We start from the raw sequence: 24,358 nt of genomic DNA, 5'->3' as shown, positions 1-24,358 counted from the left end.
GCGGCCCAGACGCCGGAGGTCGGTGCGGCCCACTCGGCGTAGGGTCGGTGCATGGCCACGCCACAGACCCCCTACGACGCGGTGCTGCACGCCGCCCGGGACGTGACCCGGCTCGACTGCGCGCTCGACGCCGAGATGCTCGGCACCGCCCTGCTGGGCAGCGTCTACGCGATCGCCGAGACGGACCGGGAGAACGCCGTCCGCGAGTTCGTCGCCGGCTTCCTGACCGCCACCTCCCGCCGCCGCACGGCCGCCGCGGCCACCATCCGCTCGGTCTTCGCCACGCTCGTGCCGGACGCCGAGGGCGCCGCGAAGGTACGCCCCGGCACCCGCGCCCCGGCCTGGTCCGGCCAGCTCGGCCGGGTCCACCTCACCGGCACCTGGTCGTACGGCGACGTGTACGGCGACCAGACCTCCTACCTGGCCACCTTCGCCTACGACGACGAGTCCGGCGGCCCCGAGCACGCGCTGGTGGCGCTGGTCGACCACAACATCGGCATCACCAAGGACGTCTTCGTCGGCGGCCCCGCCGAGCGGATCCTCGACCAGGTCCGGCAGATGTGCGCCGGCGACGACCTGACCTGGTTCCGCGAGGAGGACCCGGCCCGGATGCACGGCGAGGTGCGCCGCCACCTGGCCGTCACCGACGACCTCGGGGAACTGCCCGCCGATGGCTCCCTCGCCACCGACCGGGCGCTGGTCGGGGCGCGGCTGGCGCTGCTGCCCGGCCCGTCCGCCGACTCCGCCGGCTGGGGTGCCGAGCCGCTCAGCGGTGACGAGCGCACCGCGCTGGTCCGGGCCTTCCTGGCCGCCCCGGAGGCGGCCCGGTTCGGGCTGGACGCGCTGGACGGCGACGCCGAGCTGGCCTCGCTGCACTTCTGCCTGGGCCTGCTCTTCGACCACGCGGCGAGCTTCCCGGACGCCGACGCGCTGCGCTGGAGCCCGGCCGTGGCCGGCCTGTTCCTGCTGGACTGGGTGCACCGGCGGGCCGTGCTGGACATGGACGACGCGGCGATGCTGCCCCGGGTGCTGCGGGCCTGGGCGGCGTACGCGGCCCGGCGGCGGGGGCTGCCGGAGGCGGCGGCGACCCGGACCGACGAGGCGATCGAGGAGCTGGTGCCGGAGTTCGCCCGGCTCTACTCGACGGGTGAGCGGCGCAGCCCCGCCACGGCCGCCGTGGCCCAGTTGATGGCCGACGGCGTCGACCCGGACGACCCGGCCGCGCTGGACGCCTGGTTCCAGGCCAACCGCCAGCACCTGACCGACGACACCCCCTGACCGCCGACCCGTTGGCCGTCCCGTGCCCGGGTCAGCCCGGGCCGGGGCCGATGGGTGTCACGGCTCGACCAGGGTGAGCCGGCCCGGGGCGACCCCGACGTGCACCCGTTGCCCCCAGCGCAGGGCGAGCCGGTCGGTCTCCAGTCCGTCGGCGAAGACCACCAGGCCGTCGGACTCGGCGGTCAGCTCCAGCCGGTCCGCGCCGTCGAGTCGGCCGGAGACCAGCTCGACACCGGTGACCGGGGAGGGCCACGCCTCGCGGACGAACCAGCACAGCGCCGCCTCCTCCGGGGCGGGTGGGCGCGGCGCACCCGGACGGTCGCGCGCGATCGACGCGCACCAGCCGGTCGCCCCCGTACCGCTGCCCACCACCACCCCGGAGGAGGAGTGCCGTTCCCGCCGGGCCCGCCCGCCCTCGCCGACCGTGATCAGGTAGCGGGCGGACTGGTGCGAGGTGTGCCCGACGTACACCTCGTTGAGGCCGACCAGTTCCTGCCCGTCGTCGAGCGCGGCGCGGACCATGCACCGCCGCCGGACCGGCGCCGCCCCGGCGGCGACCGCCGGGAGCAGGGCCGCGACCTGGGCGGCGGCGCACCGGACCAGGACGCCCGCGTTGCGGCCGGGCTCCGGGTCGACGCCGATCACCGGCTGGCCGGCGAGGTACTTCGCCACGTTGGCGACCAGCCCGTCGGGCCCGACGGTGACCACGACGTCCTCCGGGCCGAAGAGGAAGCGGGGCAGGTCGTCCCGGTCCACCGCGCCTCGCCGCCAGTCGGCCGGGACGGCGGCGGCCACCGTGGTCAGCGCCGCCTGGAGCGCCTCGTGCCGGTCGACCACCTCGGCGAGGTCCCGGCCCCGCTCGCGCAGGTACCACTCGGCGGCGGCCCGGGTGCCGTGCAGCGCCAGGAGTTCCTCCAGCTCGCTGCGGCGGCGCACCACGACGACCCGGGGGGTCAGCGTCGCGCTCACCGGTCGGCCGCCGGGGCCGGGCCGGTGAGCCGGCCGAGCAGGTCGGAGAGCATGTCGGGGGTCACCGTGAGCTGCCCGATCTGCGGGAGCCGGCCGGCCAGCTCCCGGACGGTCAGCGCGCGCAGCACCTCCGGTGGCAGTGCGGCGTACGCGGCCAGCTTCGCCGCCTCCGCCTCGGCCTCGGCGGCGCCGACGGCCCGTACGGTGTCGGCCTTGGCGGCGGCCAGCGCCCGCTCCTTGTCGGCGGCGCCGGCGGCGAGCAGGCGCTCCTTCTCGGCCTCGGCGGTGGCCAGGACCCGGGCCCGCTCGGCGGCGGCCGCGTCGGCGACCTTCTCGCGTTCGGCCTTGCCGTGCGCGGTGGCCAGTTCGGCGGCGGCGTCCAGCTCGGCCCGGCGGCGGGTGTTCGCGCCGTGCTGCTCGACGAGCTGCTGCTCGCGGCGGGCCAGCTCGATCTTGTTCTGGAGTTCGTTCTCGGCGATGGAGCGCTCCTGCTCGACCGCCTGGGCACGCCGGGCGTAGGTGGCCCGGTCGGCCTGCACCTGCACCGCCTCCCGGGTGGGCGTCTGGAGCGCCCGTTCCAGCTCGGGCTCGGGGCGGACGGCCACCACCCGGGCGCTGACCACGGCCACCCCGACGTCGGCGAGGCGGGGTTCGTCGCGCAGCGCGGCGGAGACCGCCTCGCGGACCGGCGCGATGGTGGTCAGCGCCTCGGCCAGCGGTACCCGGGCGAGCAGGTCGAGGGCGGGCTGCTGGGCCAGTTCGGCGAGGAGCGTGGCGACCTGGTCGAGGGGGCGGGACCGGGCCCGCCCGGTGCGCGGGTCGACGGAGAAGTCGAGCCGGCCGGCGGCCAGCGCCGGATCGGCCACCCGGTACGTGACGGTGGCCTGGACGGTGATGTCGGCGAAGTCGCCGGTGCGGGCGTGGAACAGCAGCGGCAGCTCCCGGTCGTCGACCGGCACCTCGCTGAGGACGGCGTGCAGCGGGCGGTACCAGAAGGAGAGCCCGACGCCCTCCCGGCGGACCCGGCCGCCCACCGTCAGCCGCACCCAGGTGGTCGGGGTGCCGCGCAGGTGGCGCAGGAAGAGTCGCTTCGTCACGTCGGCCATGGTGTTCCTCCCCTGTTTTTCGTCGTCTAGACGATAAACACTCTGCTAGGTTATCGTCAAGGTGGTGATAAAGACGTGGCCGACTACCCGCCCTTCGCCGTGACCGTCGACCTGGTGGTGCTGACCGTCCGGGCCGACGCGCTGCACCTGCTGCTCGTCCGCCGGGGCGTGCCGCCGTACGAGGGGTGCTGGGCGCTGCCCGGTGGCTTCGTCGGCATCGACGAGGACCTGCCCGACGCCGCCGTACGCGAGTTGGCCGAGGAGACCGGGCTACCCGAGCCGGCCGGGCACCTGGAGCAGCTCGGCACGTACGGCCGGCCGGACCGGGACCCGCGCGGCCGGGTGGTGACCGTGGCCTGGCTGGCCCTGCTGCCCGACCTGCCCACCCCGGTGGCCGGCTCCGACGCCGCCTCGGCCGACTGGGTGCCGGTCTCCCGGCTCGCCGCCGGCCGGCTCGCCTTCGACCACGACCGGATCGTCGCCGACGGCCTCGAACGGGCCCGGGCGAAGCTGGAGTACACCCCGCTGGCCACCGCGTTCTGCCCGGCCGAGTTCACCGTCGCGCAGCTGCGCGCGGTCTACGAGACGGTCTGGGACACCCGCCTCGACCCCCGCAACTTCCACCGCAAGGTCACCGGCACCCCCGGCTTCGTCGAACCGGTCGGCCGCTCCACCGAGGGCGAGCGGGGCCGGCCGGCCCAGCTCTTCCGCCGCGGCCCCGCCACCCTCCTGCATCCCCCGATGCTCCGCCCCGACCGCTGACCCGGTCCCCGGCGGATCGACCAGCGCGGGGCCGCCTACGCCACGACCCCGTCAGCGCAGGGCGGCGAAGACCAGACCGGCCACGGCCGCGCCGACCACCCCACCCACCACCACCTGCGGCACCGTGTGGGCGCGCAGCCGTACCCGGGACCAGCCGGCCAGGACGGGCAGCGGCGCGACGGCCAGCAGCCGGGGACCGAAGGTGAGCGCCAGCACCACCACCGCGCCGGCGGCCACCGCCGTGTGGATCGACATCTTCCACCAGTGACTGACGGCCACCGCCACCACCAGGCCGACCACCCCGGCCGCGACCAGGGCCAGGACCGGACGCGGCGCGCCGAGCGCCGCGAGCAGCGCCAGGCCGGCCGCCGCCGAGGCCAGACCGAAGAGCAGGGGTACCCGGCGCTGCTCGCGTACCCCCACGTGGTGGTCGGTGAGCCGCCCGCGCCGCACCCCGCCGAGGATGTACGCGAACGGGATGCCGCTGGCGAAGAGGGTGGCGAGCAGCCCCCAGGCCAGCCCGTGCGCCCCGCTGGCGGCCTGCCAGCCGACCACCAGGGTCAGCACGCTCACCAGCACGGCCGGGGCGGTCAGCTCGGTGACCAGCCGGGCCAGCCGGGTCGCCGGTCCGGGCGGTACGACGACCACGGGCGGCCCGCCGCCGTCACCGCTCCCGTCGACCCCGCTCAGCGCCCCGTCCCCGATCCGTCCCGACCGATCGGCCCGCCTTCCGGGCGTACGCGCCGGTCAGCTCGCGTCGCCCGTCACCGTACCGTCCGGGGCCGGGGTGTCGTGGCTGGTCCGCGCGGGTTCGGCCGGGTGCCGGGGGGCGGGGCCGGGGATGGTCGCCGGGGCGGCCGGCGGCCGGGACGCGGGCGACGGCACCCGGGTCGGCCGGTCGGCGGCGACCCGCTGCCGGGGCCGGTCGGCGGCCGGGGCGGGCCGGGGCGTGGCGCGGGGCCGGGCCTCGGGAACGGGCCCCGGCCGGTGGGCCCGGGTGGGCGGCGCGGTCGGTGTGGCCGTCACGGTCTCCGTGGGGGCCGAGGTCGGATCGACGGTGGCCGTGGGCAGCGGGACGAGCGTCGGCAGCGGGATGACGGTGGGCAGCGGGATGGCCGTGGGCAGCGGCAGGATCGTGGGCAACGGGATGAGGGTGGGCAACGGGATGAGGGTGGTCGCCGGGTCGGCCGTCGGGGAGTCGGTCGGCTCGGCAGTGGGTGAACCGGTCGGCGCCGGGCCCGGCCCGGTCGTCGGGTCGGCCGTCCGGTGCGGCAGCGGCGACGCGGTGCTGCTGCTGCCGGGCAGGGGCGCGCGGGCGCGACCGGAGGAGCCCGTGCCGGGGGTGACGGGCAGCCGGGGCATCGGCGGGCCGAGCGGGATCAGGCCGGCCAGGTCGGGACCGGGTGCGGTCGTGGCGACCGGGAGGGTGTCCGGCCCGGCGGGCGGTGCCGCGGGCTGGTCGGTGGCGGGCACCGGGACGACCACCGGCCCGTCGGACGGGGTGGGCAGGAACGGGGTGCTGCCGTCGGGCAGCGCGCTGCTGCCCACCGTCGCGGAGCCGGCGCTGAGCGCGGCGAGGATCGGCATCGACGCGGCGCCGGCGAGCAGGGCCACCGTGAAGAGGTAGCCCCGGCCGGGGCGGGTGGAGGCCGGGGCGCGGTGGGCGCCGATCATCCGGCGGTAACCGCCGTCGGCGCGGTGACGGCCGAGCGAGGGTGCGGGGGGACCGTCGGCTGGGTCGGACACCACGCACTCCTTCGTCGACCACGGGCAGGGAACACCGGAGAGCCAGCCCTAATCGGACAAAGAGCTTTAATCGCCCATCCGGCACCAGTCAGCTTGGACCAGTGACCCTCAGTTCACCAGGCACCACAGCGTGTCGACACACAAAATGTCCGTCGGCGTGAATCTTCCAAGCGACAAACGCGTCTATGCGTCGCGAAGCGGACGGAACAGGGCCCGTATGGAGGGCCGTACTGTGGGCCCGCTCACCTCCTCTGCAATCATTCAGGCACGACGGCAACGCAGCCGCGACCTCCGCGCACCCCGCGGCAGGCGCGGCCCGGCGCCGGCGCTCCCGAACCGGGTTCCTCCCCGAATCCGGCTCACCGCCGCGCGGCAACCCTCACCGGGGCTAGGCGCGGCCGCCAGGAACCAGCCCGGCACCGGCCGGGCCGGCGCACGATTTGCGCGGACGGGTCACCCCCCGGCGCCGACGCAGACACGACAGGGAGAGACGGATGGCAAAGGGCGACCCCGGGGTCACCACCCGCGGCCGGCGGGCCGCACCCCGCTCCAAGCGAGCCGCTGCGGCCGACGGGCCGGAACTCGTACAACTGCTCACCGCGGACGGTGAGCGGATCGAGAGCGCGACCGGTCCGGACGGGACCGAGTACCGCGTCGACTTCACCGACGAGGAGTACCGCGGGCTGTACCGCGACCTCGTCCTGGTCCGCAAGCTCGACGCCGAGGCCACCGCGCTCCAGCGGCAGGGCGAGCTGGGCCTCTGGGCCAGCCTGCTCGGCCAGGAGGCCGCACAGGTCGGTTCCGGGCGGGCGCTGCGCACCCAGGACATGGCCTTCCCGACCTACCGGGAGCACGGCGTCCTCTACTGCCGGGGCATCGACCCGATCATGCCGCTCGGCCTGTTCCGCGGCGTCGACCAGGGCGGCTGGGACCCGAACGAGTTCAAGTTCAACATGTACACGATCGTGATCGGGGCGCAGACCCTGCACGCGACCGGGTACGCCATGGGCGTCAGCATGGACGGCAAGACCGGCACCGAGGACGGCGAGGCGGTGATCGCCTACTTCGGCGACGGCGCCACCAGCCAGGGCGACGTCAACGAGGCGTTCGTCTGGGCCAGCGTCTTCAACGCCCCGCTGGTGTTCTTCTGCCAGAACAACCAGTACGCCATCTCCGAGCCGCTGGAGCGGCAGACCCGGGTCCCGCTGTACCAGCGCGCCGGCGGCTTCGGCTTCCCCGGCGTCCGGGTGGACGGCAACGACGTGCTCGCGTCGTACGCGGTGACCCGGCACGCGCTGGACAACGCCCGGCTCGGCCAGGGCCCCAGCCTGATCGAGGCGTACACCTACCGGATGGGGGCGCACACCACCTCCGACGACCCGACCCGCTACCGGATCGCCAGCGAGGTCGAGGCCTGGCAGGCCAAGGACCCGATCGCCCGGATGAAGGCGTTCCTGGAGAAGCAGCAGATCGCCGACGCGGACTTCTTCGCCGCCGTCGACGAGCAGGCCCGCGCCGAGTCGGTGCACCTGCGCGAGCGGGTGCTCGAGATGCCCAACCCGGAGCCGGTGTCGATGTTCGACCACGTCTACCCGCACGGGTCCCCGGAGCTCGACGAGCAGCGGGCGCAGTTCACGAAGTACATGGAGTCGTTCGAGGGGAGCGCGCACTGATGGCCACGGAGACGCTCACCCTCGGCAAGGCCCTCAACACCGGTCTGCGCAAGGCCCTGGAGAACGACCCGAAGGTCGTCATCATGGGCGAGGACGTCGGCAAGCTCGGCGGCGTCTTCCGGATCACCGACGGGCTCCAGAAGGACTTCGGCGACCAGCGGGTGATCGACACCCCGCTGGCCGAGTCCGGCATCATCGGCACCGCGGTCGGCCTCGCCATCCGTGGCTACCGCCCGGTCTGCGAGATCCAGTTCGACGGCTTCGTCTACCCCGCGTACGACCAGATCGTGTCGCAGGTGGCGAAGATGCACTACCGCTCGCAGGGCAAGGTCAAGATCCCGATGGTCATCCGGATCCCCTTCGGCGGCGGCATCGGCGCGGTCGAGCACCACTCGGAGTCGCCGGAGGCGTACTTCGCCCACACCGCCGGCCTGAAGGTGGTGTCCTGCGCCAGCCCGCAGGACGCGTACTCGATGATCCAGCAGGCCATCGCCTCGGACGACCCGATCGTCTTCCTGGAGCCGAAGCGGCGCTACTGGGAGAAGGGCCCGGTCGAGCTGGACGCCCCGCTCGACGCGGCGTACCCGCTGCACTCGGCCCGGGTGGCCCGCGCCGGCACCGACGCCACCGTGCTGGCGTACGGGCCGATGGTGCGCACCTGCCTGGACGCGGCGACCGCCGCCGCCGAGGACGGCCGGGAGCTGGAGGTCATCGACCTGCGCACGCTCTCCCCGCTGGACCTGACCGCCGCGTACGAGTCGGTGAAGCGCACCGGCCGCTGCGTGGTCGTCCACGAGGCCCCGGGCAACCTGGGCCTGGGCTCGGAGATCGCCGCCCGGATCACCGAGGAGTGCTTCTACTCCCTGGAGTCCCCGGTGCTGCGCGTCACCGGCTTCGACACCCCCTACCCGGCCTCCCGGGTGGAGGAGGAGTACCTGCCCGACCTCGACCGGGTGCTCGACGCTGTCGACCGCACCTTCGGCTGGTGAGCGGCATGTCGCGGATCAAGGAGTTCAACCTCCCCGACCTGGGCGAGGGCCTGACCGAGGGCGAGATCCTCGCCTGGCTGGTCAAGGTCGGTGACGTCATCGAGCTGAACCAGCCGATCGTCGAGGTGGAGACGGCCAAGGCGGCCGTCGAGATCCCGGCGAAGTGGGCCGGCCAGGTCCGGGCGATCTTCCACCCGGAGGGGAGCACGGTCGAGGTCGGCACGCCGATCATCTCGATCGACACCGACCCGGGCGCCGGCCCGATCGAGGAGTCGACGACCGGTGCGCCGGCCGCCGCCCTGCCGGCCCCGTCGGCGGCCTCGCTGGCCGCGGTCGAGGTGGCCCCGGCCGAGGGCGCGGTCGAGCCCGGCCTGATCGGCGGTCCCGCCCCGGGTGGGCGTACCGCCGTGCTTGTCGGTTACGGCCCGCGCACCACGGCGGCCAAGCGGCGTCCGCGCAAGGGCGGCGTCCCGGCCCAGGCGTCGGCCCCGGCCGCCCCGGTGGTCCGGGCCCCGGCCGCGCCGCCGGCCCCGCCGGCCCCGCCGGCTCCGGTCGCGCCGGTGCTCGCCCCGTCGAACGGCAACGGCCGCGTCGGTGGGCCGGTGCTGGCCAAGCCGCCGGTGCGCAAGCTCGCCAAGGACCTCGGCGTCGACCTGGGCACGCTGACCGGGTCGGGCCCGTTGGGCTCGATCACCCGGGAGGACGTACAGCGGGCGGCGGCGGCCCCGGCGGCGGCCGAGCCGTCGACGGTCACCGCGCCGGCCACGGCCGCCGCGAGCTTCGGCGCGGACCGCGAGCAGCGCATCCCGGTCAAGGGGGTACGCAAGCTCACCGCCGAGAACATGTCCCGCTCGGCGTTCACCGCCCCGCACGTGACGGAGTTCCTGACCGTCGACGTGACCCGGGCGATGAAGGCCCTGGACCGGCTGCGCGGCCGGCGGGAGTGGCGTGACGTACGGGTCTCGCCGCTGCTGCTGGTCGCCAAGGCGGTGCTGCTCGCGGTCAAGCGCCACCCGATGGTCAACTCGACCTGGGCCGGCGACGAGATCGTGGTGAAGGACTACGTCAACCTCGGCATCGCGGCGGCCACCGAGCGCGGTCTGATCGTGCCGAACATCAAGGACGCCGGCCGGCTCTCGCTGCGCGAGCTGGCGGACGCGATGACCGACCTGGTGCAGACGGCCAAGACGGGGAAGACCTCGCCGGCCGACATGTCGGGCGGCACGCTGACGATCACCAACGTCGGCGTGTTCGGGGTGGACACCGGTACGCCGATCCTGCCCCCGGGCGAGTCGGCGATCCTCGCCTTCGGCGCGGTCCGGGAGATGCCGTGGGTCCACAAGGGCAAGGTGAAGCCGCGCCAGGTGACCACGCTCGGTCTCTCCTTCGACCACCGGATCATCGACGGTGAGCTGGGTTCGAAGTTCCTGCGCGACATCGGGGACTTCCTGTCCGACCCGGAGGCGGCGCTGCTCGCCTGGACCTGACGGTTCCGTCGTCCGGCTGACGGCCGGTGTGCTCAGGGTGATCGCCCGGCACACCGGCCGTCACCGTATCGGCAGAAGAAACCTTCGGTTAACTCGTACGTTGACCTACGATCCTTAGGTCCGTGGTTCAGCTCACCTAACAATCGATGGAATTTGCCGCCGTCTTGCGCTTCAATGGAGTCATCAGGGGCTGACAACCGAATAGCCGGAGGAGAGAGTCACCATGAGCATGATCGAGCGCATCCGCACCCGCCGCGACGCCAACCGCCGCGCCCGCGCGATCGAGCACGCGCTTCGTTCCGCCAACTCGCCCGCGGTTCGCGACGAGATCCTGGCGATCGCCCAGCGTCACATGAGCTGACGCCCGGCACCGACTTTCCTCACCTCCTCCAGATCGACGACCCGCCCGGGGCACCGGGCGGGTCGTCGGCGTTCCGGGCCGCCGAGACCGGGATTCCACCTCGACCGGACGCCCGGTACGGTGGGGCACGGTCGCCACCCGACGACCCGCGACGAGATCGAGCCGGACGAGAGCCGGCCGCCATCGTCCGGCGACGGTGGGTGACGGCCAGTGCTCCCCGGACGCTCCGCGCGGCTACCGGATACCGTGCGGGGAGCCCGCACGGCCGACCGCCGGCGACACCGGCGAGCCAGCCGACCGGAATCGGACGGCATCGGCGGCCGACATGTGATGGAGGAGGCGCACCCATGACGTCCGAGGGCCAGCACCGCCCCGGCCAGGAGCCGGACGAGGTGCCGCCGGGCGCCGGTGGACCGGCGCCGTACGGCGACCGACAGACGCAGCAGGGATACGGCAGCCCCGCCACCCCCGACCTGGGCTGGGCCCCGCCCCCGCCGACCGGCCGCGCCGAGCAGCCGCCGGCCTGGGCCGCCCCGGCCGACCAGCCCCCCGCCTGGGGCGCACCCCACCCGCCGCAGGGCGAGCCCGCGCAGCCGGGTGGCTGGACGCCGCCCGCCGCCGCGCCGCAGCCCTCCTGGGCCAGCCAGCCCGGTCAGCCCGACCAGCAGGCGAACGGCGCACCCCAGCCCGCCTGGGCCACCCCGGCCGACCAGCCGCCCGCCGCCTGGGCCACCGCGCCCGGCCAGGGCGAGCCCGCGCAGCCCGCGTGGGCGCCGGCCGAGCAGGCCGCCCCCGCGTGGGCGCAGCCCGAGCCGGGCGCACGGGGCGCCGCCCGCGTGCCCCAGCCGGCCGGGCAGCCGCACGACGCCTGGCCGGCACCGGCCGATCCGCACGGCGCCGGCGGCTGGAGCCCCACCCCCGCCCCCCAGGAGCAGGACGCCGCCGGCTGGCCCGCCGCGCAGCAGCAGGACGACGCCGGCCGCGCCGGCGGGTGGGACGCACCGTCGCACCAGGACGACCCGGCCCGCTCCGGCGGCTGGAACGCACCCTCCACCCAGGACGACTCCGCCCGCTCGGGCGGCTGGCACGGCCAGGAGCAGGACGGCTCCGCCGACGCCAACGGCTGGAACAACGGCGTGATCGGTCAGGAGCAGGCCGGCCAGGCCGGTGGCTGGGCCGCCGCGTCCCGGCCCGAGCCCGCCTGGAACCCCGGCCCCGGGTCGGCCCAGCAGGACGATCCCGCCCGGTCGGGTGGCTGGAACACGCCGTCCACTCCGGACGACGCCCCCCGCAGCGCCGGTCGCGCCTCGGTGCCCGTACCCCCGCAGCCCGAGCAGTCCGCCCCCGCCTGGGCGCAGCCCGAGTCGGGTGCCCGGGGCGCGGCCCAGGTGCCGCAGGCCGACGCGCCGGACGCCAACGGATGGTCCCCCGAGGGCGAGCCGGCCCGCTCCGGCGGGTGGGCCGCACCGGCCCCGCAGGAGCAGGCCGGCAACGGCTGGAACGCCGCGCCCCAGCAGGACGAGCGGGCACCGCAGCCCTGGGCGACCGGCGCGGACGACCCGGCGACGGCCCGGTGGGACGCCCGCGAGAGCCAGCAGCCCGCCGACGGTTGGAGCGGCGCCGCTCCCGGCCAGGACGACCAGCGGCCGGACGGCCGGTCCACCCAGGACGAGCCGGCGCACAGCGGCTCGTGGCGGGCCGCCGCCCCGCAGCAGGAGGACCGCCCCGAACCGGGCGGCTGGACGCCCCCGGAGCAGCCCGCCCGGGCGACCGCCTCGGTCCCGAAGCCGGACGGCCCGCCCGCCTGGGTCGCCGACCGGCCGGTCGTGCCGGACGCCGAGCCGTGGGCGCCGGGCGAGGCCTGGGGCCGGAACGAGGCGGAGTCCGCGCAGCAGCAGCAGCGCGGAGACGCCTGGGAGCCCCAGCGCGCCGACGACGCCCCGATCTACCAGCCGGCCCCGGCGCCGGGCATCTCCCCGGCCAACATGGTGCCGCTGCCCCCGCAGGAGCAGCGGGTCCCCGGCGCGAGCCTGGCCGCCGCGCCGCCGGCCGACTACGCCCCGTCGGCCCCGTTCGGCGGCGCCGCCGAGCAGCCCGCCTTCGAGTCGAGCGGCCGGGAGGGCGCGCCCTCCGGCTGGGGCCCGGCGGACGAGCCGCAGTCGCCGGCCGGGCCGGTGGTGCCCGGTCCGCGCACCTCGCCGGAGGCGGACGGAGCCGGCCGGGCCGCCGTACCGGTGGCCGAGGGCGCGGAGGGCGGTGCCGTCGGTCGCGCGTCGGCGAGCGCGTCCGTGCCGCTGGCCAGCCGGGTGATGCCCCCGGCCGACCAGGCGATCCACCCGGGTGGCACCCCCGCCCCGCAGCCCCGGGTGTACGGCCGGCCGGCCCGCCCGGAGCAGTCCGAGGAGCAGGTCGAGGAACACGGCGCCCACCAGCCCGGGCACGACCCGCACCCGCGCTTCGACGACCCGTCGCGCCTGGACGACCAGGACCGCACGCGCTTCGACGAGCCCGACCGGCCGAGCGGCCCGCACGGCTTCGGCGAGCCCGACCGGCCGAGCGGCCCGCACGGCTTCGGCGAGCCCGACCGGCCGGGCAGCTCGCACGGCTTCGGCGAGCCCGACCGGCCGGGCGGCCCGCACGGCTTCGGCGACGCTCCGTCGTCGGCGCCGCCCACCTCGCCGGCCGCGCCGCAGGCGTACCCGGGCGGCATCCCGGCGTTCGCGGACCCGACCAGTCACAACCGGCCGATGAACGGCACCCGCCCGCACGGGTCGGCCGATCGCCCGGCGGAGCCGTTCGGCGCCCCGGCGACCGACGGACCGCCCGCCGGTGGCGTGCCCGGGTACGGCCACCCGGCCCACGACCCGGCCCACGGCGGCCTGCCGTCGCCGTTCCCGTCGGCGGGGCAGCCGTTCCCGTCCGCCGACGGGCCGTTCCCGCCGGCGGGGCAGCAGCCCTTCCCGTCGGCCGGGCAGTCCGGTCCGGCGGCCTGGCCGCACGACCCGGAGCCGGAGCAGGGCCGCTTCGACGCGTTCAAGCCGGACGCGGAACCGAAGGCGGAGCAGCCGACGCCGAAGGTCCGCAACGGCCGGGTGCTGGCCATGGTGCTGATCGCGGCGGTGCTGATCCTCGCCGTTCCGCTCGGCCTGCTCAGCCTGCTCGGCAAGATCGGCGGGGACGACGACGCGCCCAAGCCGTTCAACCCGGCGGTCGGCTCCTGCGTGAAGCAGTCCGGCAGCGCGCCGGTCGAGGCGGACTGCGGCGAGCAGGGCGCCTTCACCGTGGTCAAGCGGGTCGACGCCAAGGACAAGTGCGGCGACCCGACCCAGCCGCACGTGGTGCTGCCGGGCAGTGGGGCGGACCGGGTGCTCTGCCTCAAGAAGGCCGCCCAGTAGCGCAGAATCGCCGACGGCGGGGTCACGGTGGTCCGTGGCCCCGCCGTCGTCCGTTCCGGTGTGATCGACCCCGCTCCGGGTCGGCCCTGGTGGGCGGTGTGCCGTCCGGCAGACTGGGGTCATGAGCGCACGAGTACGGGCCCCGCAGCTGCGTGGCCGGGGCTGGTTGAACACCGGCGGCCGGGAACTGGGGCCGGACGACCTGCGCGGCCGGATCGTCCTGCTGGATTTCTGGACCTTCTGCTGCATCAACTGCCTGCACGTGCTCGACGAGCTGCGCCCGCTGGAGGAGAAGTACGCCGACGTGCTCGTCGTGATCGGCGTGCACTCGCCCAAGTTCGCGCACGAGAAGGACCCGGACGCGCTGGCCGCCGCCGTCGAGCGGTACGGGGTGCACCACCCCGTGCTGGACGACCCCGAGCTGGACATGTGGCAGCAGTACGCGGCCAAGGCGTGGCCGACGCTCGCCGTGGTCGACCCGGAGGGCTACGTGGTGGCCACCATGGCCGGCGAGGGGCACGCGGAAGGGCTGTCCCGGCTGATCGACGACCTGATCGCCACCCACGAGGCGAAGGGCACCCTGCGCCGGGGCGACGGGCCGTACGTCCCCCCGGCGGAGCCGGAGACGGCGCTGCGCTTCCCCGGCAAGGCCGTGGTGCTCGACAGCGGCAACCTGCTGGTCTCCGACTCGGCCCGGCACTCCCTGGTGGAGCTGGCCCCCGACGGCGAGACGCCGGTCCGCCGGATCGGCTCGGGCGTCCGGGGCCGCGCGGACGGGACGGCCGGGACGGCCACGTTCTCCGAGCCGCAGGGGCTCTGCCTGCTCCCCGCGCACGCCGCCGAGGTGGCCGGGTACGACCTGGTGGTCGCCGACACCGTCAACCACCTGCTGCGCGGGGTGAAGCTGGCGACCGGCGAGGTGGTGACCGTGGCCGGCACCGGCCGGCAGTGGCGCTCCACGGCCGACGACCACGCCCACGACGCGCTCTCCGTCGACCTCTCGTCCCCCTGGGACCTGGCCTGGTACGACGGCCGGGTGGTGATCGCAATGGCGGGGATCCACCAGCTCTGGTGGTTCGACCCGATCAGGCGGACCGCCGGCATGTACGCGGGCACCACCGTCGAGGCGCTGCGTGACGGCCCGCTGGCCGAGGCGTGGATGGCCCAGCCGTCCGGGCTGTCGGTCTCGGCCGACGGGGCCCGGCTCTGGGTGGCCGACAGCGAGACCAGCGCCGTCCGGTACGTGCAGGACGGCGTGCTGGGCACCGCCGTCGGGCAGGGGCTCTTCGACTTCGGCCACGTGGACGGCCCGGCCGAGCGGGCGCTGTTGCAGCACCCGCTGGGCGTGTGCGCGCTGCCGGACGGCTCGGTGCTGATCGCCGACACGTACAACGGCGCGGTGCGCCGCTTCGACCCGGATACCGGGCAGGTCTCCACGGTGGCCGACGGTCTCGCCGAGCCGAGCGACCTGGTGCTCACCGCCGGGGGCGACGTGCTGGTGGTGGAGTCCGCCGCGCACCGGCTGACCCGGCTGGCCCCGGGGGCGCTCTCGGCCGCCGGTGCGGTCACCGTGGACGGGCCCCGGCACAAGCTGGAGCGCAAGCCGACCGACGTGGTGGCCGGTGAGGTCACCCTCGACGTGGTGTTCACGCCCGCGCCGGGGCAGAAGCTCGACGACACGTACGGCCCGTCCACCCGCCTGGAGGTCTCGGCGTCGCCGCCGGAACTGCTGCTGGAGGGGGCCGGGACGACGACGTACCTGTCCCGCCGGCTGGTGATCAACGGTGCGGTGGAGCGGGGTGTGCTCCAGGTGACCGCCCAGGCGGCCACCTGCGACGCGGACGTCGAGCACGCCGCCTGCCACCTGACCCGGCAGGACTGGGGCGTGCCGGTGCGGGTGACCGACGACGGCGCGGCCCGGGTGCCGCTGGTGCTGCGCGGCCTGGACGCCTGACCGCCCCGCGGGCGGCCGGTCACCGCGCCGGTGCGACGTGGCGGCCGCCGGTCGCCGGGCGGGGCCGACGTCCCCGGCAGTCGCCGGGCGGCGTACGGGCGGCCGGTCAGACGAACGGCTGCGGGGTGACGCCGGCGTCGATCAGCGCGGCGCGGACGAGTGCCGCCGCGGCGACCGCGCCGGGGGTGTCGCCGTGCAGGCAGATCGAGGCGACGTGGCAGGGGATCTCGGTGCCGTCGACCGCGACCACGGTGTGCTCGGTGGCCATCCGGACGGCTCGACTGGCCACCTCGTCCGGGTCGGTGATCAGCGCGCCGAGCGCGGTACGGGGCACCAGCGAGCCGTTGGGCAGGTAACCCCGGTCGGCGAAGCCCTCGGCGACCACCCGGAGGCCCGCGCCGGCGGCGAGCTGGGCGAGCACCGAGCCGGGCGCGCAGAGGATCGGCAGCTCGTGGTCGTACCCGTTGACGGCGGCGACCAGGGCGGCGGCCTGGGACTCGTCGACGGCAGCGGCGTGGTAGAGCGCGCCGTGCGGCTTCAGGTAGCGCACCCGGGTGTGGAACAGCCGGCAGAAGGCGTCGAGCGCGCCGAGCTGGTAGGTGACCTCGTCGCGCAGGTCGGTGAAGGCGTACTCGATGTGGCGGCGGCCGAAGCCGGCGAGGTCGCGGTACCCGACCTGGGCGCCGACGGCCACGCCGCGTTCGGCGGCGGCGGCGCAGACCCGGCGCATGGTCGACGGGTCGCCGCCGTGGAAGCCGCAGGCGACGTTGGCGGAGGTGACCAGGTCCAGCAGCGCCGCGTCGTCGCCGAGCCGCCAGATCCCGAATCCCTCGCCGAGGTCAGCGTTGAGGTCCATGGAACGTCACCGTAGTCCCTGGGCGGGCCTGGGCGAGCCCGGTCACGTCGTCCACCACTCCGATGACCGGGTACCCGCCGGTGGTGGGGTGGTCGGCCAGGAAGATCAGCGGTTGGCCGTCGGCCGGCACCTGCACCGCCCCGAGCACGACCCCCTCGCTGGGCAGTTCCCCGGCCACCGCGCGGGGCAGCGGCGCGCCGAGCAGTCGCGCGCCGACCCGGTCGCCCACCGGGCTGACCGTGTACGCGGTGCGCAGGAGCCGGTCGAGGGCGTCGGCGGTGAACCAGTCGTCGCGTGGTCCGGGGCGCAGGGTCAGCCGCAGCCGCGGCGGCACCGGTGGGACGACGGTCCAGTCCACCGGGGGCGGCCGGCCCGGCGAGGGGCCGAGCGGCAGCCGGTCGCCGTCGCGTACCGGGGGTGGGCCGAGGCCGGAGAGGGTGTCGGTGGCGCGGCTGCCGAGGACCGGCTCGACCGCGATCCCGCCGTCGACGGCGAGCCAGGTGCGCAGCCCGGCGCGGGGCGGGCCGATCCGCAGCACGGCGCCGGCGGGCACCGACAGCGGGCGGCCGACGTCGCCGGGGCGGCGGTCCATCCGGACCTCCGCGTCGGCCCCGGTGAGGGCGACGGTGACGGCCCGGGTGGGGCGCAGCGTGCAGCCGGTGAGGGTGATCTCCAGGCCGGCGGCGGAGGGCGGGTTGCCGACCAGGCGGTTGGCCAGCGCCAGGGCCGCCGGGTCGAGCGCTCCCGACCGGGGTACGCCGAGGTGCGCGTACCCGGGGCGGCCGAGGTCCTGGACGGTGGTGGCCGGTCCGGCCCGGAGCACCTCGATCACGCCGGGGCCAGCCGGACGCGGGTGCCGGGGGTGAGCGTGGCGGGCGGGTCGGCGTGGACGTCGAAGAGGGTCGCCCCGGTACGGCCGACGAGCAGCCAGCCGCCGGGTGAGGTGGTGGGGTAGATCCCGGCGTACGGCCCGGCGAGCGCCACCGACCCGGCGGGCACCCGGGGGCGGGGGCTGGGCAGCCGGGGCACCGCCCAGCGCTCCGGCAGCCCGGTCAGGTACGCGAACCCGGGGGCGAAGCCGCAGAACGCCACCCGGAACGGGGTGTCGGTGAGCCGCCGGACGACCTCGGGCACGTCCACCTCCCAGTGCCGGGCGACGGCGGGCAGGTCCTCGCCGTCGTACACCACGGGGACCTCGACGTGGCGGACGGCGGCCGTGGTGGTGGTCGGGCGGGGGGTCCAGCCGGCGATCCGGGCGGCGGTGGCGACGGGGTCGGGCACCCCGTCGAGCAGCACGGTGGCGGCGGCCGGGACGATCTCGGCGGCGGTCAGCTCGCCGTCGTCCCGGCGACGCCACAGTTCGGCCCGCCACGCCTCCACCTGGCCGGGGTCGTCGCAGTCCAGCAGCAGGGCGTGCCGGCCGACGGGTCGGATCCGCATGCCGCCATACTCTCCGATCGATGCGACGGCCAGGGCCGGTGGTCCCGGACCGGATGGTGACCGGCGGCACTACCTGCAAGTAACCTACGGTGTCGTAACCTTAGGGCCGTGACCACCTCCGCACGGATCCGGCTCAAGCCGGTCGACATCGGTAAGCCCCGAATGCGCGGCTGGCTACACACGTACGCGTTCTTCGTCGCGCTCGTCTGCGGCGTCGTGCTCTGCTCGATCGCGGCCACCCGCCCCGGCTGGGCCCCCCTGGTGAGCTGCCTGATCTACAGCCTGACCGTCTGCGGCCTCTTCGGCACCAGCGCCCTCTACCACCGCCGGGTGTGGACGGAGCGGGGCTACCAGATCATGCGCCGGATGGACCACTCGATGATCTTCGTGTTCATCGCCGGCACCTACACCCCGTTCTGCGTCCTGCTGCTCGACCGGGGGATGGCCACCCTGATGCTCGCCCTGGTCTGGGGCGGCGCGCTGGCCGGCGTGGCGCTGAAGCTGGTCTGGCCGCACGCGCCGCGCTGGGTCTCCGCCCCGCTCTACCTGGCGCTCGGCTGGGTGTCGGTGGCCATGCTGCCGCAGATCCTGCGCGAGGGCGGGGTCACCGCCCTGGTCCTGCTCGCGGTCGGCGGGGCGATCTACAGCGTCGGCGCGATCTTCTACGCGCTGCGCCGGCCGAACCCGTGGCCCACCGTCTTCGGCCACCACGAGTTCTTCCACGCCTGCACCCTGGTCGCCGCGATCTGCCACCACATCGCGATCTACTTCGCGCTCTTCGCCTGACGGCCCGCCGGCCGGCGCCGGACACACGCCGGGGGCCCCGCGCCGTTGCGGGACCCCCGGAGTCGGCTGCGGTCAGGCCGGGTAGCCCGGTCGCCGGACCTCGCGGTACTCCTCGCGCACCACCCGGTCGTCCTGGACCGGCACGACCCGGTCGGCGACCACCCGGTCCGTGCGGACGGGGGTGGCCACGACGGTACGGCGGCGGGTGTTCCAGAAGTGGAGGGTGAGCAGCAGCGAGACGACGCCGACCAGCATCAGCACCCAGCCGACCACGTTGACGTTGAGCCAACCGAGGTTGGCGTCGATGGCGAACGCGAAGATCGCGCCCACCGCGATGAGGAAGATTCCGGCCCCGATGCCCATGACGTCGCCTCCTTGGCTGTCCCTGGCGTTTCCTACCCGCCGCGGCCATCGACGAGCGAGCGGCATCCATCGACTTACCCCGGCACTGTCCGCGTCAATCAGGCAAGCTGGGGCCATGACGGACACCCGGGCCGGAGAGCGGACACTCGTGCTCCTCCGGCACGCCAAGGCCGAACCGCCGGGCACCGGCCCGGACGTCGACCGCCGGCTGACCGCACGCGGACACGCCGACGCGGCCGCCGCCGGGGCCTGGCTGGCCCGGCACGGCCTGCTGCCGGACGTGGTGCTCTGCTCGGCGGCCCGGCGGACCCGGCAGACCTGGCACGACGTGGCGCTGGGCATGACCGGGTCCCCGCCGGAGGGTGGGCCGGCAGGGACGTCTCCGGTCGTACGGTACGAGGCGACGGCGTACGAGGCGCACCCGAGCGACCTGCTCGACCTGATCCGGGCGGTCGACCCGGCGGCCGGCACGGTGCTGCTGGTCGCTCACAATCCCGGTATCTCGCTGCTCTCGGCGCTGCTCGACCCGGAACGGGCCGACCCGGACGGGTTGCGCACCACCGACCTGGCGGTCCACCGCACGCCCGTCACCTGGTCCGAGCTGGCCCCCGGCGCCACCGTCATCACCCGCCGCCACACCGCCCGGGGTTGAGCCACGCCGGGGTCAGCCGGCGGCGGTCTCCCCGGACGCCCCGCCCGATTGATCCTGGTTCGCGTGGCCGGGCGGAGCCGGTCAGGAGGGCGGGGCGGTGGGTGGGGGCGGGTCGGGCGGCGGGGGCATCATCGCGGTCGGGTGGGAGAGCCGGTTCTCCTCCACGATGAGCGTGCGGGCCCGCTTGCGCCGGTCCTGCCAGAACCAGAGCGTGGTGAGCAGGACGGCCAGCCCGGCCAGGATGAACACCCAGCCGACCGCACGCAGGTCGATCCACCAGACGTTGGCCCGGATGGCGAAGGTCATGATCGCGCCGAGCGCGATGAGAAAGATGGCGCTGCCAATGCCCATGTGCGCTGCACTCCCCCGTGCGGTGGCCTCTGGGCGTGCCCTGACGTGGTCCGCGACGGTTACCCGCCCAACGACGCACCTACCCCGCCCCACCCGACCCAACCTGGCCACCCGGCCCGGCCAGCCCGCCGGCCCGGTGACCGCCCCGGTTTGCGGCGTGTTGCGGTGTACCGGCGTCTGAATGGCGCGACACGCCGCAAACGGGGGTTCGAGCGGGGCTGAGCGGGGCCGGGAACGGCGACGGCCGGCGAGCGTCAGCTCGCCGGCCGTCGTCAGGGTCGGAGCGGGATCAGAAGGCCTCCTCCGGGAGGTCCATCAGGTCCAGGTCGGTGCCCTCGATGATGCGCCGGTCGGCGCCGATGCGGGGCAGCACCTCGCGGGCGAAGAACTTCGCAGCGGCCACCTTGCCGGTGTAGAACGCCTTGTCCGCCGCGGAGACCTCGCCGGCCAGCGCCTTCAGCGCCACGTCGGCCTGCCTCTGCAGCAGCCAGCCGACCACCAGGTCGCCGACGGCCAGCAGGAAGCGACGGCTGCTCAGGCCCACCTTGTACAGGCTGCGGACCTCGCCGCCCTGGGCCTCGCCCAGCCAGCCGGTCAGCACACCGATCATGTTCTGGATCTCGGCGAGCGCCTTGCCCAGCGCCTGCCGCTCCTCCTTGAGCTGGCCGTTGCCGCCCTCGGTGGCGATGAACTCCTGGATCTCGCCGGCGACCGCCATCAGGGCCTTGCCGTTGTCCCGGACGATCTTCCGGAAGATCAGGTCGAGGCTCTGGATCGCGGTGGTGCCCTCGTACAGGGTGTCGATCTTGGCGTCCCGGACGTACTGCTCCAGCGGGTAGTCCTGGAGGAAGCCGGAGCCGCCGAAGGTCTGCAGCGACTCGTGGCCCAGCAGCTCGTACGCCCGCTCCGAGCCGACGCCCTTGACCAGCGGCAGGAGCAGGTCGTTGACCCGCTTGGCCAGCTTGATGGCCTTCTCGTCACCGGCCGCCTCGGCGATGGCGACCTTGTCCTGCCAGCTCGCGGTGTAGCAGACCAGCGCGCGCAGGCCCTCGGCGTACGACTTCTGGAGCATCAGCGAGCGGCGCACGTCCGGGTGGTGGGTGATGGTGACCCGGGGGGCGGTCTTGTCGGCCTGCTGGATCAGGTCGGCGCCCTGGACGCGGTTCTTGGCGTACTCCAGGGCGTTCAGGTAGCCGGTGGAGAGGGTGGCGATCGCCTTGGTGCCGACCATCATCCGGGCGTACTCGATGATCATGAACATCTGGCGGATGCCGTCGTGCTTGTCGCCCAGCAGCCAGCCCTTGGCCGGCACGCCGTGCTCGCCGAAGGTCACCTCGCAGGTGTTGGAGACCTTCAGGCCCATCTTGTGCTCGACGTTGGTGGCGTAGACGCCGTTGCGCTCGCCCAGCTCGCCGGTCTCGCCGTCGAAGTGGAACTTCGGCACGACGAAGAGGGAGAGGCCCTTGGTGCCCGGGCCGCCGACGCCCTCGACGCCGACCGGGCGGGCCAGCACGTAGTGGACGATGTTGTCGCTCAGGTCGTGCTCACCGGAGGTGATGAAGCGCTTGACGCCCTCGATGTGCCAGGAGCCGTCCGGCTGGGGGATCGCCCGGGTACGACCGGCGCCCACGTCCGAGCCGGCGTCCGGCTCGGTGAGCACCATGGTGGAGCCCCACTGCTTGTCGATGAAGAGCTTGGCCCACTTCTTCTGCTCCTCGTTGCCCTCGACGTGCAGCACGTGCGCGAAGGAGGGGCCGGAGGCGTACATCCAGACGGGGGCGTTGGCGCCGAGGACCATCTCGGCGAGCGACCACCACAGGGCGCGCGGGGCGTTCGTGCCGCCGAGCACCTCGGGCAGGTCCAGCCGCCAGAACTCGGAGTCCATGAACGCCTGGTACGACTTCTTGAACGACTCCGGCAGCGGCGCGGTGTGCGTGGCCGGGTCGAACACCGGCGGGTTGCGGTCGCTGTCCGTGTAGCTGGCCGCGAGGTCCTCGCGGGCCAGGCGGTCGACCTCGGAGAGGAAGCTACGGGCGGTGTCGACGTCCAGGTCCGTGTACGGGGCCTGGCCGAACGACCGGTCCGCCCCGAAGACCTCGAACAGGTTGAACTCGAGGTCCCGAAGGTTGCTCTTGTAGTGGGTCATGCTCGCTGGCCCCGCTTCCGGACAGGTGTTACCGATCAGTAACCCCGACTGTATTACTCGCCGGTAGCCAACGACAAGCCGATCGCGGAAGTGACAGCGATTACACACTTCCCGTTCAGGTACGCGCCCGGGGCGTCGGCGGCGGCTCAGGTCTCCGCCGCACCCACCTCCCAGCTGGGCACCGGCACGCTCGCGCCGCTGCGCGGGCCGGTGTACTCCATCAGCACCAGGGCGATGTCGTCGTCCAGCCGGCCGTGCACCCACTCCACGAGTGCGGTCTCCAGCGAGGCCAGACCGTCACCGACGGTGCCGTGGCCGAGCAGCCGCCAGGCCCGGTCGGCGGTCGGGAAGAACTCGCCGTCCCGGCGCGCCTCGCCGAGCCCGTCGGTGAACAGCAGCAGCCGGTCGCCGGGCTCCAGCCGCTCCACCCGGGGCCGCACCACGGGCATGAAGCCGAGCGGCGGGGCCGGCGCGGGCGGCTCCAGCGGGATCACCGCGCCCCGGCGCAGCAGCAGCGGCGACGGATGGCCGCAGTTGACGATGGTCAGCGTGCCGCCCCGCTCCTCCACCACGGCCGCGGTGACGAAGTCCTCGTCGCCGACGTTGCGGGCCACCGCCCGGTCCAGGTCGGCGACCACCGCGCGCAGGTCCGCCCGCTCGTACGCGACGTGCCGGTACGAGCCCAGCACGATGCTCGCCAGGCGGACCGCGTCCAGCCCCTTGCCCCGGACGTCACCGATGATCATGCGGACGCCGTAGGGGGTGTCGATCGCCTCGTACAGGTCGCCGCCGATCTCGGCGGTCGCCGTCGACGAGATGTAGCGCGCGGCCACCGCGAGGGTGCCCACCTGAGGGCCCAGCGGACGCAGCACGGCCTGCTGGGCCACCGACGCCAGCTTGGACAGCTCGGCGATCTCCTCGGCCTGGCGTTGGCGTACCGCCGCCACGGCCGCCGCCACCACCCCGGACAGGGCGATCCCGGCGAGACCGACCCCGGTGGTCATCGACGCGCCCGGCTCGACCAGCGCGAAGCCGCCGCCGAGCAGCAGCGCGACCAGGGCCACCCCGAGCACCGTCCGCCACGAGGCGAACACGGCGGCCAGTACCGGCGCGGCCATCATCAGCGCGGCGTAGTGCACCTTCCGACCGTCGGCCACCTCCACGGCGGAGACGATCGCGAGCAGCGCGAGGGCCGCGCCGACACCGGCGCGGGACCCGGGGCTCAGCGGGCCGCGGCCCGACTGGAAGGCATGCGTGCGTACGACAGACAGCATGCCTGATGGACGTGAACCGGTGAATGAACCTGGCCCCTCGTCCGAGGGTGTTCCGACCGGCCGGACGGCCACGACGAGCCGATCGCCGTCAGCCGAGCACCTCGTACTTCACGGTCACCTCGCCGAGGTCGAGCGGGGCGATCGCCGCGAAGGCCGCCCGGGACAGGTCGATGCAGCGTCCCTCGATGAACGGGCCGCGGTCGTTGATCCGCACGGTCACCGACTCGCCGGTGGCCGGGTTGGTGACCCGGACCCTGGTGTCGAACGGCAGCGTCTTGTGCGCGGCGGTGAGCGCGCTCGGGTCGAAGGTCTCGCCGTTGGCCGTCATCTGCCCCTCGGCGTAGAAGGAGGCGCCGCAGGTGCCGGTCTCGACCACGGTGCTCTTCGGGGCGGCCTTCTTCGTCGTCGCGCTCGGCTTCGGCGCGGCGCTGCGGGGCTTGCTCCGGGAGGCGGCCTGGGACCGGGTCGCCTTCGGGCTCGCGGTCACGCTCGGGCCGGCGGTCGGGGAGGCGCTCGCGGTCGGGCTCGGCGAGGCGCTGGTCGCACTGGGGCTGGCGGCGCTCGGCACGGCGTCCGCGACGGCGGGGGCCGGGGTCTCGCCGGAGGTCAGCCGGACGGCCCCCACGGTGCCCCCGACGACGAGCGCGACACCCACGGCGGCGGTGGCCGCGATGCCGGCCGGCGAGGAGAACATGCGGGTACGGGAGTGCCTGCCAGCCACCGGACCGGTCCTTTCGTCAACTGAACAAACCGGGTCGGACCGTAACGAG

At 75.0% G+C, this 24,358-nt stretch carries 22 protein-coding genes; 10 read left to right on the top strand and 12 right to left on the bottom strand.

The window, feature by feature from the left end; genetic code table 11:
• Positions 1 to 51: 51 nt before the first annotated feature.
• On the top strand, positions 52 to 1,278 hold the full coding sequence (locus tag GA0070614_RS16560; RefSeq protein WP_088976812.1) for a hypothetical protein: 1,227 nt from the start codon (positions 52 to 54) through the stop codon (positions 1,276 to 1,278).
• Between the two features lie 57 nt (positions 1,279 to 1,335).
• Here GA0070614_RS16560 and GA0070614_RS16555 read toward each other — a convergent pair whose 3' ends face one another.
• Both GA0070614_RS16555 and GA0070614_RS16550 read right to left on the bottom strand, forming a co-directional pair.
• Positions 1,336 to 2,247, bottom strand: a complete 912-nt coding sequence (locus GA0070614_RS16555; RefSeq protein WP_088976811.1) for a hypothetical protein — start codon at positions 2,245 to 2,247, stop codon at positions 1,336 to 1,338.
• A complete protein-coding gene (locus tag GA0070614_RS16550; RefSeq protein WP_088976810.1) occupies positions 2,244 to 3,353 on the bottom strand; it encodes an SPFH domain-containing protein in 1,110 nt (369 codons plus the stop codon). Before GA0070614_RS16550 ends, GA0070614_RS16555 begins: the two co-directional genes overlap by 4 nt.
• Before the next feature lie 75 nt (positions 3,354 to 3,428).
• Here GA0070614_RS16550 and GA0070614_RS16545 point away from each other — a divergent pair, with 75 nt between their 5' ends.
• On the top strand, positions 3,429 to 4,115 hold the full coding sequence (locus GA0070614_RS16545) for an NUDIX hydrolase (RefSeq protein ID WP_088976809.1): 687 nt from the start codon (positions 3,429 to 3,431) through the stop codon (positions 4,113 to 4,115).
• Between the two features lie 51 nt (positions 4,116 to 4,166).
• Here GA0070614_RS16545 and GA0070614_RS16540 read toward each other — a convergent pair whose 3' ends face one another.
• Entirely contained in the window at positions 4,167 to 4,763 is a 597-nt protein-coding gene (locus GA0070614_RS16540) for a phosphatase PAP2 family protein (protein WP_172892450.1), read from the bottom strand.
• Positions 4,764 to 4,862: 99 nt separating this feature from the next.
• Positions 4,863 to 5,861 carry a hypothetical protein gene (locus tag GA0070614_RS16535; RefSeq protein ID WP_088976807.1) on the bottom strand — a complete coding sequence of 333 codons (999 nt, stop codon included), beginning with the start codon at positions 5,859 to 5,861 and terminating at the stop codon, positions 4,863 to 4,865.
• 494 nt (positions 5,862 to 6,355) lie between these two features.
• Here GA0070614_RS16535 and pdhA point away from each other — a divergent pair, with 494 nt between their 5' ends.
• From pdhA to GA0070614_RS16510, 6 genes are all read left to right on the top strand, one after another.
• The gene (gene pdhA / locus GA0070614_RS16530; RefSeq protein ID WP_088976806.1) at positions 6,356 to 7,534 is read left to right on the top strand and encodes a pyruvate dehydrogenase (acetyl-transferring) E1 component subunit alpha; all 1,179 of its coding nucleotides are present in this window, start codon (positions 6,356 to 6,358) and stop codon (positions 7,532 to 7,534) included.
• Positions 7,534 to 8,523 (top strand): alpha-ketoacid dehydrogenase subunit beta, encoded by a 990-nt coding sequence (locus tag GA0070614_RS16525; RefSeq protein WP_088976805.1) that lies wholly within the window; start codon positions 7,534 to 7,536, stop codon positions 8,521 to 8,523. Before pdhA ends, GA0070614_RS16525 begins: the two co-directional genes overlap by 1 nt.
• Before the next feature lie 5 nt (positions 8,524 to 8,528).
• On the top strand, positions 8,529 to 10,010 hold the full coding sequence (locus tag GA0070614_RS16520) for a dihydrolipoamide acetyltransferase family protein (protein ID WP_088976804.1): 1,482 nt from the start codon (positions 8,529 to 8,531) through the stop codon (positions 10,008 to 10,010).
• 223 nt (positions 10,011 to 10,233) lie between these two features.
• On the top strand, positions 10,234 to 10,371 hold the full coding sequence (locus GA0070614_RS30600; RefSeq protein WP_172892449.1) for a hypothetical protein: 138 nt from the start codon (positions 10,234 to 10,236) through the stop codon (positions 10,369 to 10,371).
• Positions 10,372 to 10,718: 347 nt separating this feature from the next.
• On the top strand, positions 10,719 to 13,766 hold the full coding sequence (locus GA0070614_RS16515) for an LppU/SCO3897 family protein (RefSeq protein WP_088976803.1): 3,048 nt from the start codon (positions 10,719 to 10,721) through the stop codon (positions 13,764 to 13,766).
• A 121-nt stretch (positions 13,767 to 13,887) separates the two neighbouring features.
• Positions 13,888 to 15,720, top strand: coding sequence for an NHL domain-containing thioredoxin family protein (locus GA0070614_RS16510; protein ID WP_088976802.1), 1,833 nt, complete (start codon positions 13,888 to 13,890; stop codon positions 15,718 to 15,720).
• A gap of 106 nt (positions 15,721 to 15,826) precedes the next feature.
• Here the strand turns inward: GA0070614_RS16510 and GA0070614_RS16505 are convergent, their stop codons facing one another.
• Genes GA0070614_RS16505 through GA0070614_RS16495 form a run of 3 tightly spaced genes read right to left on the bottom strand, consistent with a single transcriptional unit; the run spans position 15,827 to position 18,016 of the window.
• Positions 15,827 to 16,576 carry a LamB/YcsF family protein gene (locus tag GA0070614_RS16505; RefSeq protein ID WP_088976801.1) on the bottom strand — a complete coding sequence of 250 codons (750 nt, stop codon included), beginning with the start codon at positions 16,574 to 16,576 and terminating at the stop codon, positions 15,827 to 15,829.
• Complete coding sequence (locus tag GA0070614_RS16500) at positions 16,560 to 17,408, bottom strand: 5-oxoprolinase subunit C family protein (RefSeq protein WP_088976800.1); 849 nt, start codon at positions 17,406 to 17,408, stop codon at positions 16,560 to 16,562. The genes GA0070614_RS16505 and GA0070614_RS16500 overlap by 17 nt, the downstream gene beginning before the upstream one ends.
• Positions 17,405 to 18,016: a 5-oxoprolinase subunit B family protein gene (locus GA0070614_RS16495; RefSeq protein ID WP_088976799.1), complete on the bottom strand. Its 612-nt coding sequence runs from the start codon at positions 18,014 to 18,016 to the stop codon at positions 17,405 to 17,407. Before GA0070614_RS16495 ends, GA0070614_RS16500 begins: the two co-directional genes overlap by 4 nt.
• 108 nt (positions 18,017 to 18,124) lie before the next feature.
• On the opposite strand from GA0070614_RS16495, the gene trhA reads away from it, so the two are divergent.
• Positions 18,125 to 18,802: a PAQR family membrane homeostasis protein TrhA gene (trhA, locus tag GA0070614_RS16490; RefSeq protein WP_088976798.1), complete on the top strand. Its 678-nt coding sequence runs from the start codon at positions 18,125 to 18,127 to the stop codon at positions 18,800 to 18,802.
• Between the two features lie 72 nt (positions 18,803 to 18,874).
• Here the strand turns inward: trhA and GA0070614_RS16485 are convergent, their stop codons facing one another.
• On the bottom strand, positions 18,875 to 19,165 hold the full coding sequence (locus GA0070614_RS16485; RefSeq protein ID WP_088976797.1) for a DUF6458 family protein: 291 nt from the start codon (positions 19,163 to 19,165) through the stop codon (positions 18,875 to 18,877).
• A gap of 115 nt (positions 19,166 to 19,280) precedes the next feature.
• Here GA0070614_RS16485 and GA0070614_RS16480 point away from each other — a divergent pair, with 115 nt between their 5' ends.
• Positions 19,281 to 19,817, top strand: a complete 537-nt coding sequence (locus GA0070614_RS16480) for a SixA phosphatase family protein (RefSeq protein WP_088976796.1) — start codon at positions 19,281 to 19,283, stop codon at positions 19,815 to 19,817.
• A gap of 81 nt (positions 19,818 to 19,898) precedes the next feature.
• On the opposite strand, the gene GA0070614_RS16475 is transcribed toward GA0070614_RS16480, so the two are convergent.
• The 4 genes from GA0070614_RS16475 to GA0070614_RS16460 all read right to left on the bottom strand — a co-directional run bounded on the left by GA0070614_RS16475 (position 19,899) and on the right by GA0070614_RS16460 (position 24,309).
• Positions 19,899 to 20,168 carry a DUF6458 family protein gene (locus GA0070614_RS16475; RefSeq protein ID WP_088969138.1) on the bottom strand — a complete coding sequence of 90 codons (270 nt, stop codon included), beginning with the start codon at positions 20,166 to 20,168 and terminating at the stop codon, positions 19,899 to 19,901.
• A 289-nt stretch (positions 20,169 to 20,457) separates the two neighbouring features.
• Positions 20,458 to 22,314, bottom strand: coding sequence for an acyl-CoA dehydrogenase (locus tag GA0070614_RS16470; RefSeq protein ID WP_088976795.1), 1,857 nt, complete (start codon positions 22,312 to 22,314; stop codon positions 20,458 to 20,460).
• 146 nt (positions 22,315 to 22,460) lie between these two features.
• On the bottom strand, positions 22,461 to 23,588 hold the full coding sequence (locus tag GA0070614_RS16465) for a PP2C family protein-serine/threonine phosphatase (protein WP_088976794.1): 1,128 nt from the start codon (positions 23,586 to 23,588) through the stop codon (positions 22,461 to 22,463).
• 88 nt (positions 23,589 to 23,676) lie between these two features.
• The gene (locus tag GA0070614_RS16460) at positions 23,677 to 24,309 is read right to left on the bottom strand and encodes a septal ring lytic transglycosylase RlpA family protein (protein WP_172892448.1); all 633 of its coding nucleotides are present in this window, start codon (positions 24,307 to 24,309) and stop codon (positions 23,677 to 23,679) included.
• Positions 24,310 to 24,358 lie beyond the last annotated feature (49 nt).

The organism is Micromonospora coxensis, assembly GCF_900090295.1.
GTDB classification, from domain to species: domain Bacteria; phylum Actinomycetota; class Actinomycetes; order Mycobacteriales; family Micromonosporaceae; genus Micromonospora; species Micromonospora coxensis.
This window is presented reverse-complemented; position numbering and strand designations above follow the sequence as displayed.

What these genes read in the sequence shown, in the direction of transcription:
- GA0070614_RS16520 (WP_088976804.1), top strand. Translation starts at nt 8,529, where the DNA reads ATGTCGCGGATCAAGGAGTTCAACCTCCCCGACCTGGGCGAGGGCCTG.
- GA0070614_RS16470 (WP_088976795.1), bottom strand. Translation starts at nt 22,314, where the DNA reads ATGACCCACTACAAGAGCAACCTTCGGGACCTCGAGTTCAACCTGTTC.
- GA0070614_RS30600 (WP_172892449.1), top strand. Translation starts at nt 10,234, where the DNA reads ATGAGCATGATCGAGCGCATCCGCACCCGCCGCGACGCCAACCGCCGC.
- GA0070614_RS16560 (WP_088976812.1), top strand. Translation starts at nt 52, where the DNA reads ATGGCCACGCCACAGACCCCCTACGACGCGGTGCTGCACGCCGCCCGG.
- pdhA (WP_088976806.1), top strand. Translation starts at nt 6,356, where the DNA reads ATGGCAAAGGGCGACCCCGGGGTCACCACCCGCGGCCGGCGGGCCGCA.
- GA0070614_RS16510 (WP_088976802.1), top strand. Translation starts at nt 13,888, where the DNA reads ATGAGCGCACGAGTACGGGCCCCGCAGCTGCGTGGCCGGGGCTGGTTG.
- GA0070614_RS16525 (WP_088976805.1), top strand. Translation starts at nt 7,534, where the DNA reads ATGGCCACGGAGACGCTCACCCTCGGCAAGGCCCTCAACACCGGTCTG.
- GA0070614_RS16485 (WP_088976797.1), bottom strand. Translation starts at nt 19,165, where the DNA reads ATGGGCATCGGGGCCGGAATCTTCCTCATCGCGGTGGGCGCGATCTTC.
- GA0070614_RS16505 (WP_088976801.1), bottom strand. Translation starts at nt 16,576, where the DNA reads ATGGACCTCAACGCTGACCTCGGCGAGGGATTCGGGATCTGGCGGCTC.
- GA0070614_RS16465 (WP_088976794.1), bottom strand. Translation starts at nt 23,588, where the DNA reads ATGCTGTCTGTCGTACGCACGCATGCCTTCCAGTCGGGCCGCGGCCCG.
- GA0070614_RS16495 (WP_088976799.1), bottom strand. Translation starts at nt 18,016, where the DNA reads ATGCGGATCCGACCCGTCGGCCGGCACGCCCTGCTGCTGGACTGCGAC.
- GA0070614_RS16515 (WP_088976803.1), top strand. Translation starts at nt 10,719, where the DNA reads ATGACGTCCGAGGGCCAGCACCGCCCCGGCCAGGAGCCGGACGAGGTG.
- GA0070614_RS16480 (WP_088976796.1), top strand. Translation starts at nt 19,281, where the DNA reads ATGACGGACACCCGGGCCGGAGAGCGGACACTCGTGCTCCTCCGGCAC.
- GA0070614_RS16550 (WP_088976810.1), bottom strand. Translation starts at nt 3,353, where the DNA reads ATGGCCGACGTGACGAAGCGACTCTTCCTGCGCCACCTGCGCGGCACC.
- GA0070614_RS16475 (WP_088969138.1), bottom strand. Translation starts at nt 20,168, where the DNA reads ATGGGCATTGGCAGCGCCATCTTTCTCATCGCGCTCGGCGCGATCATG.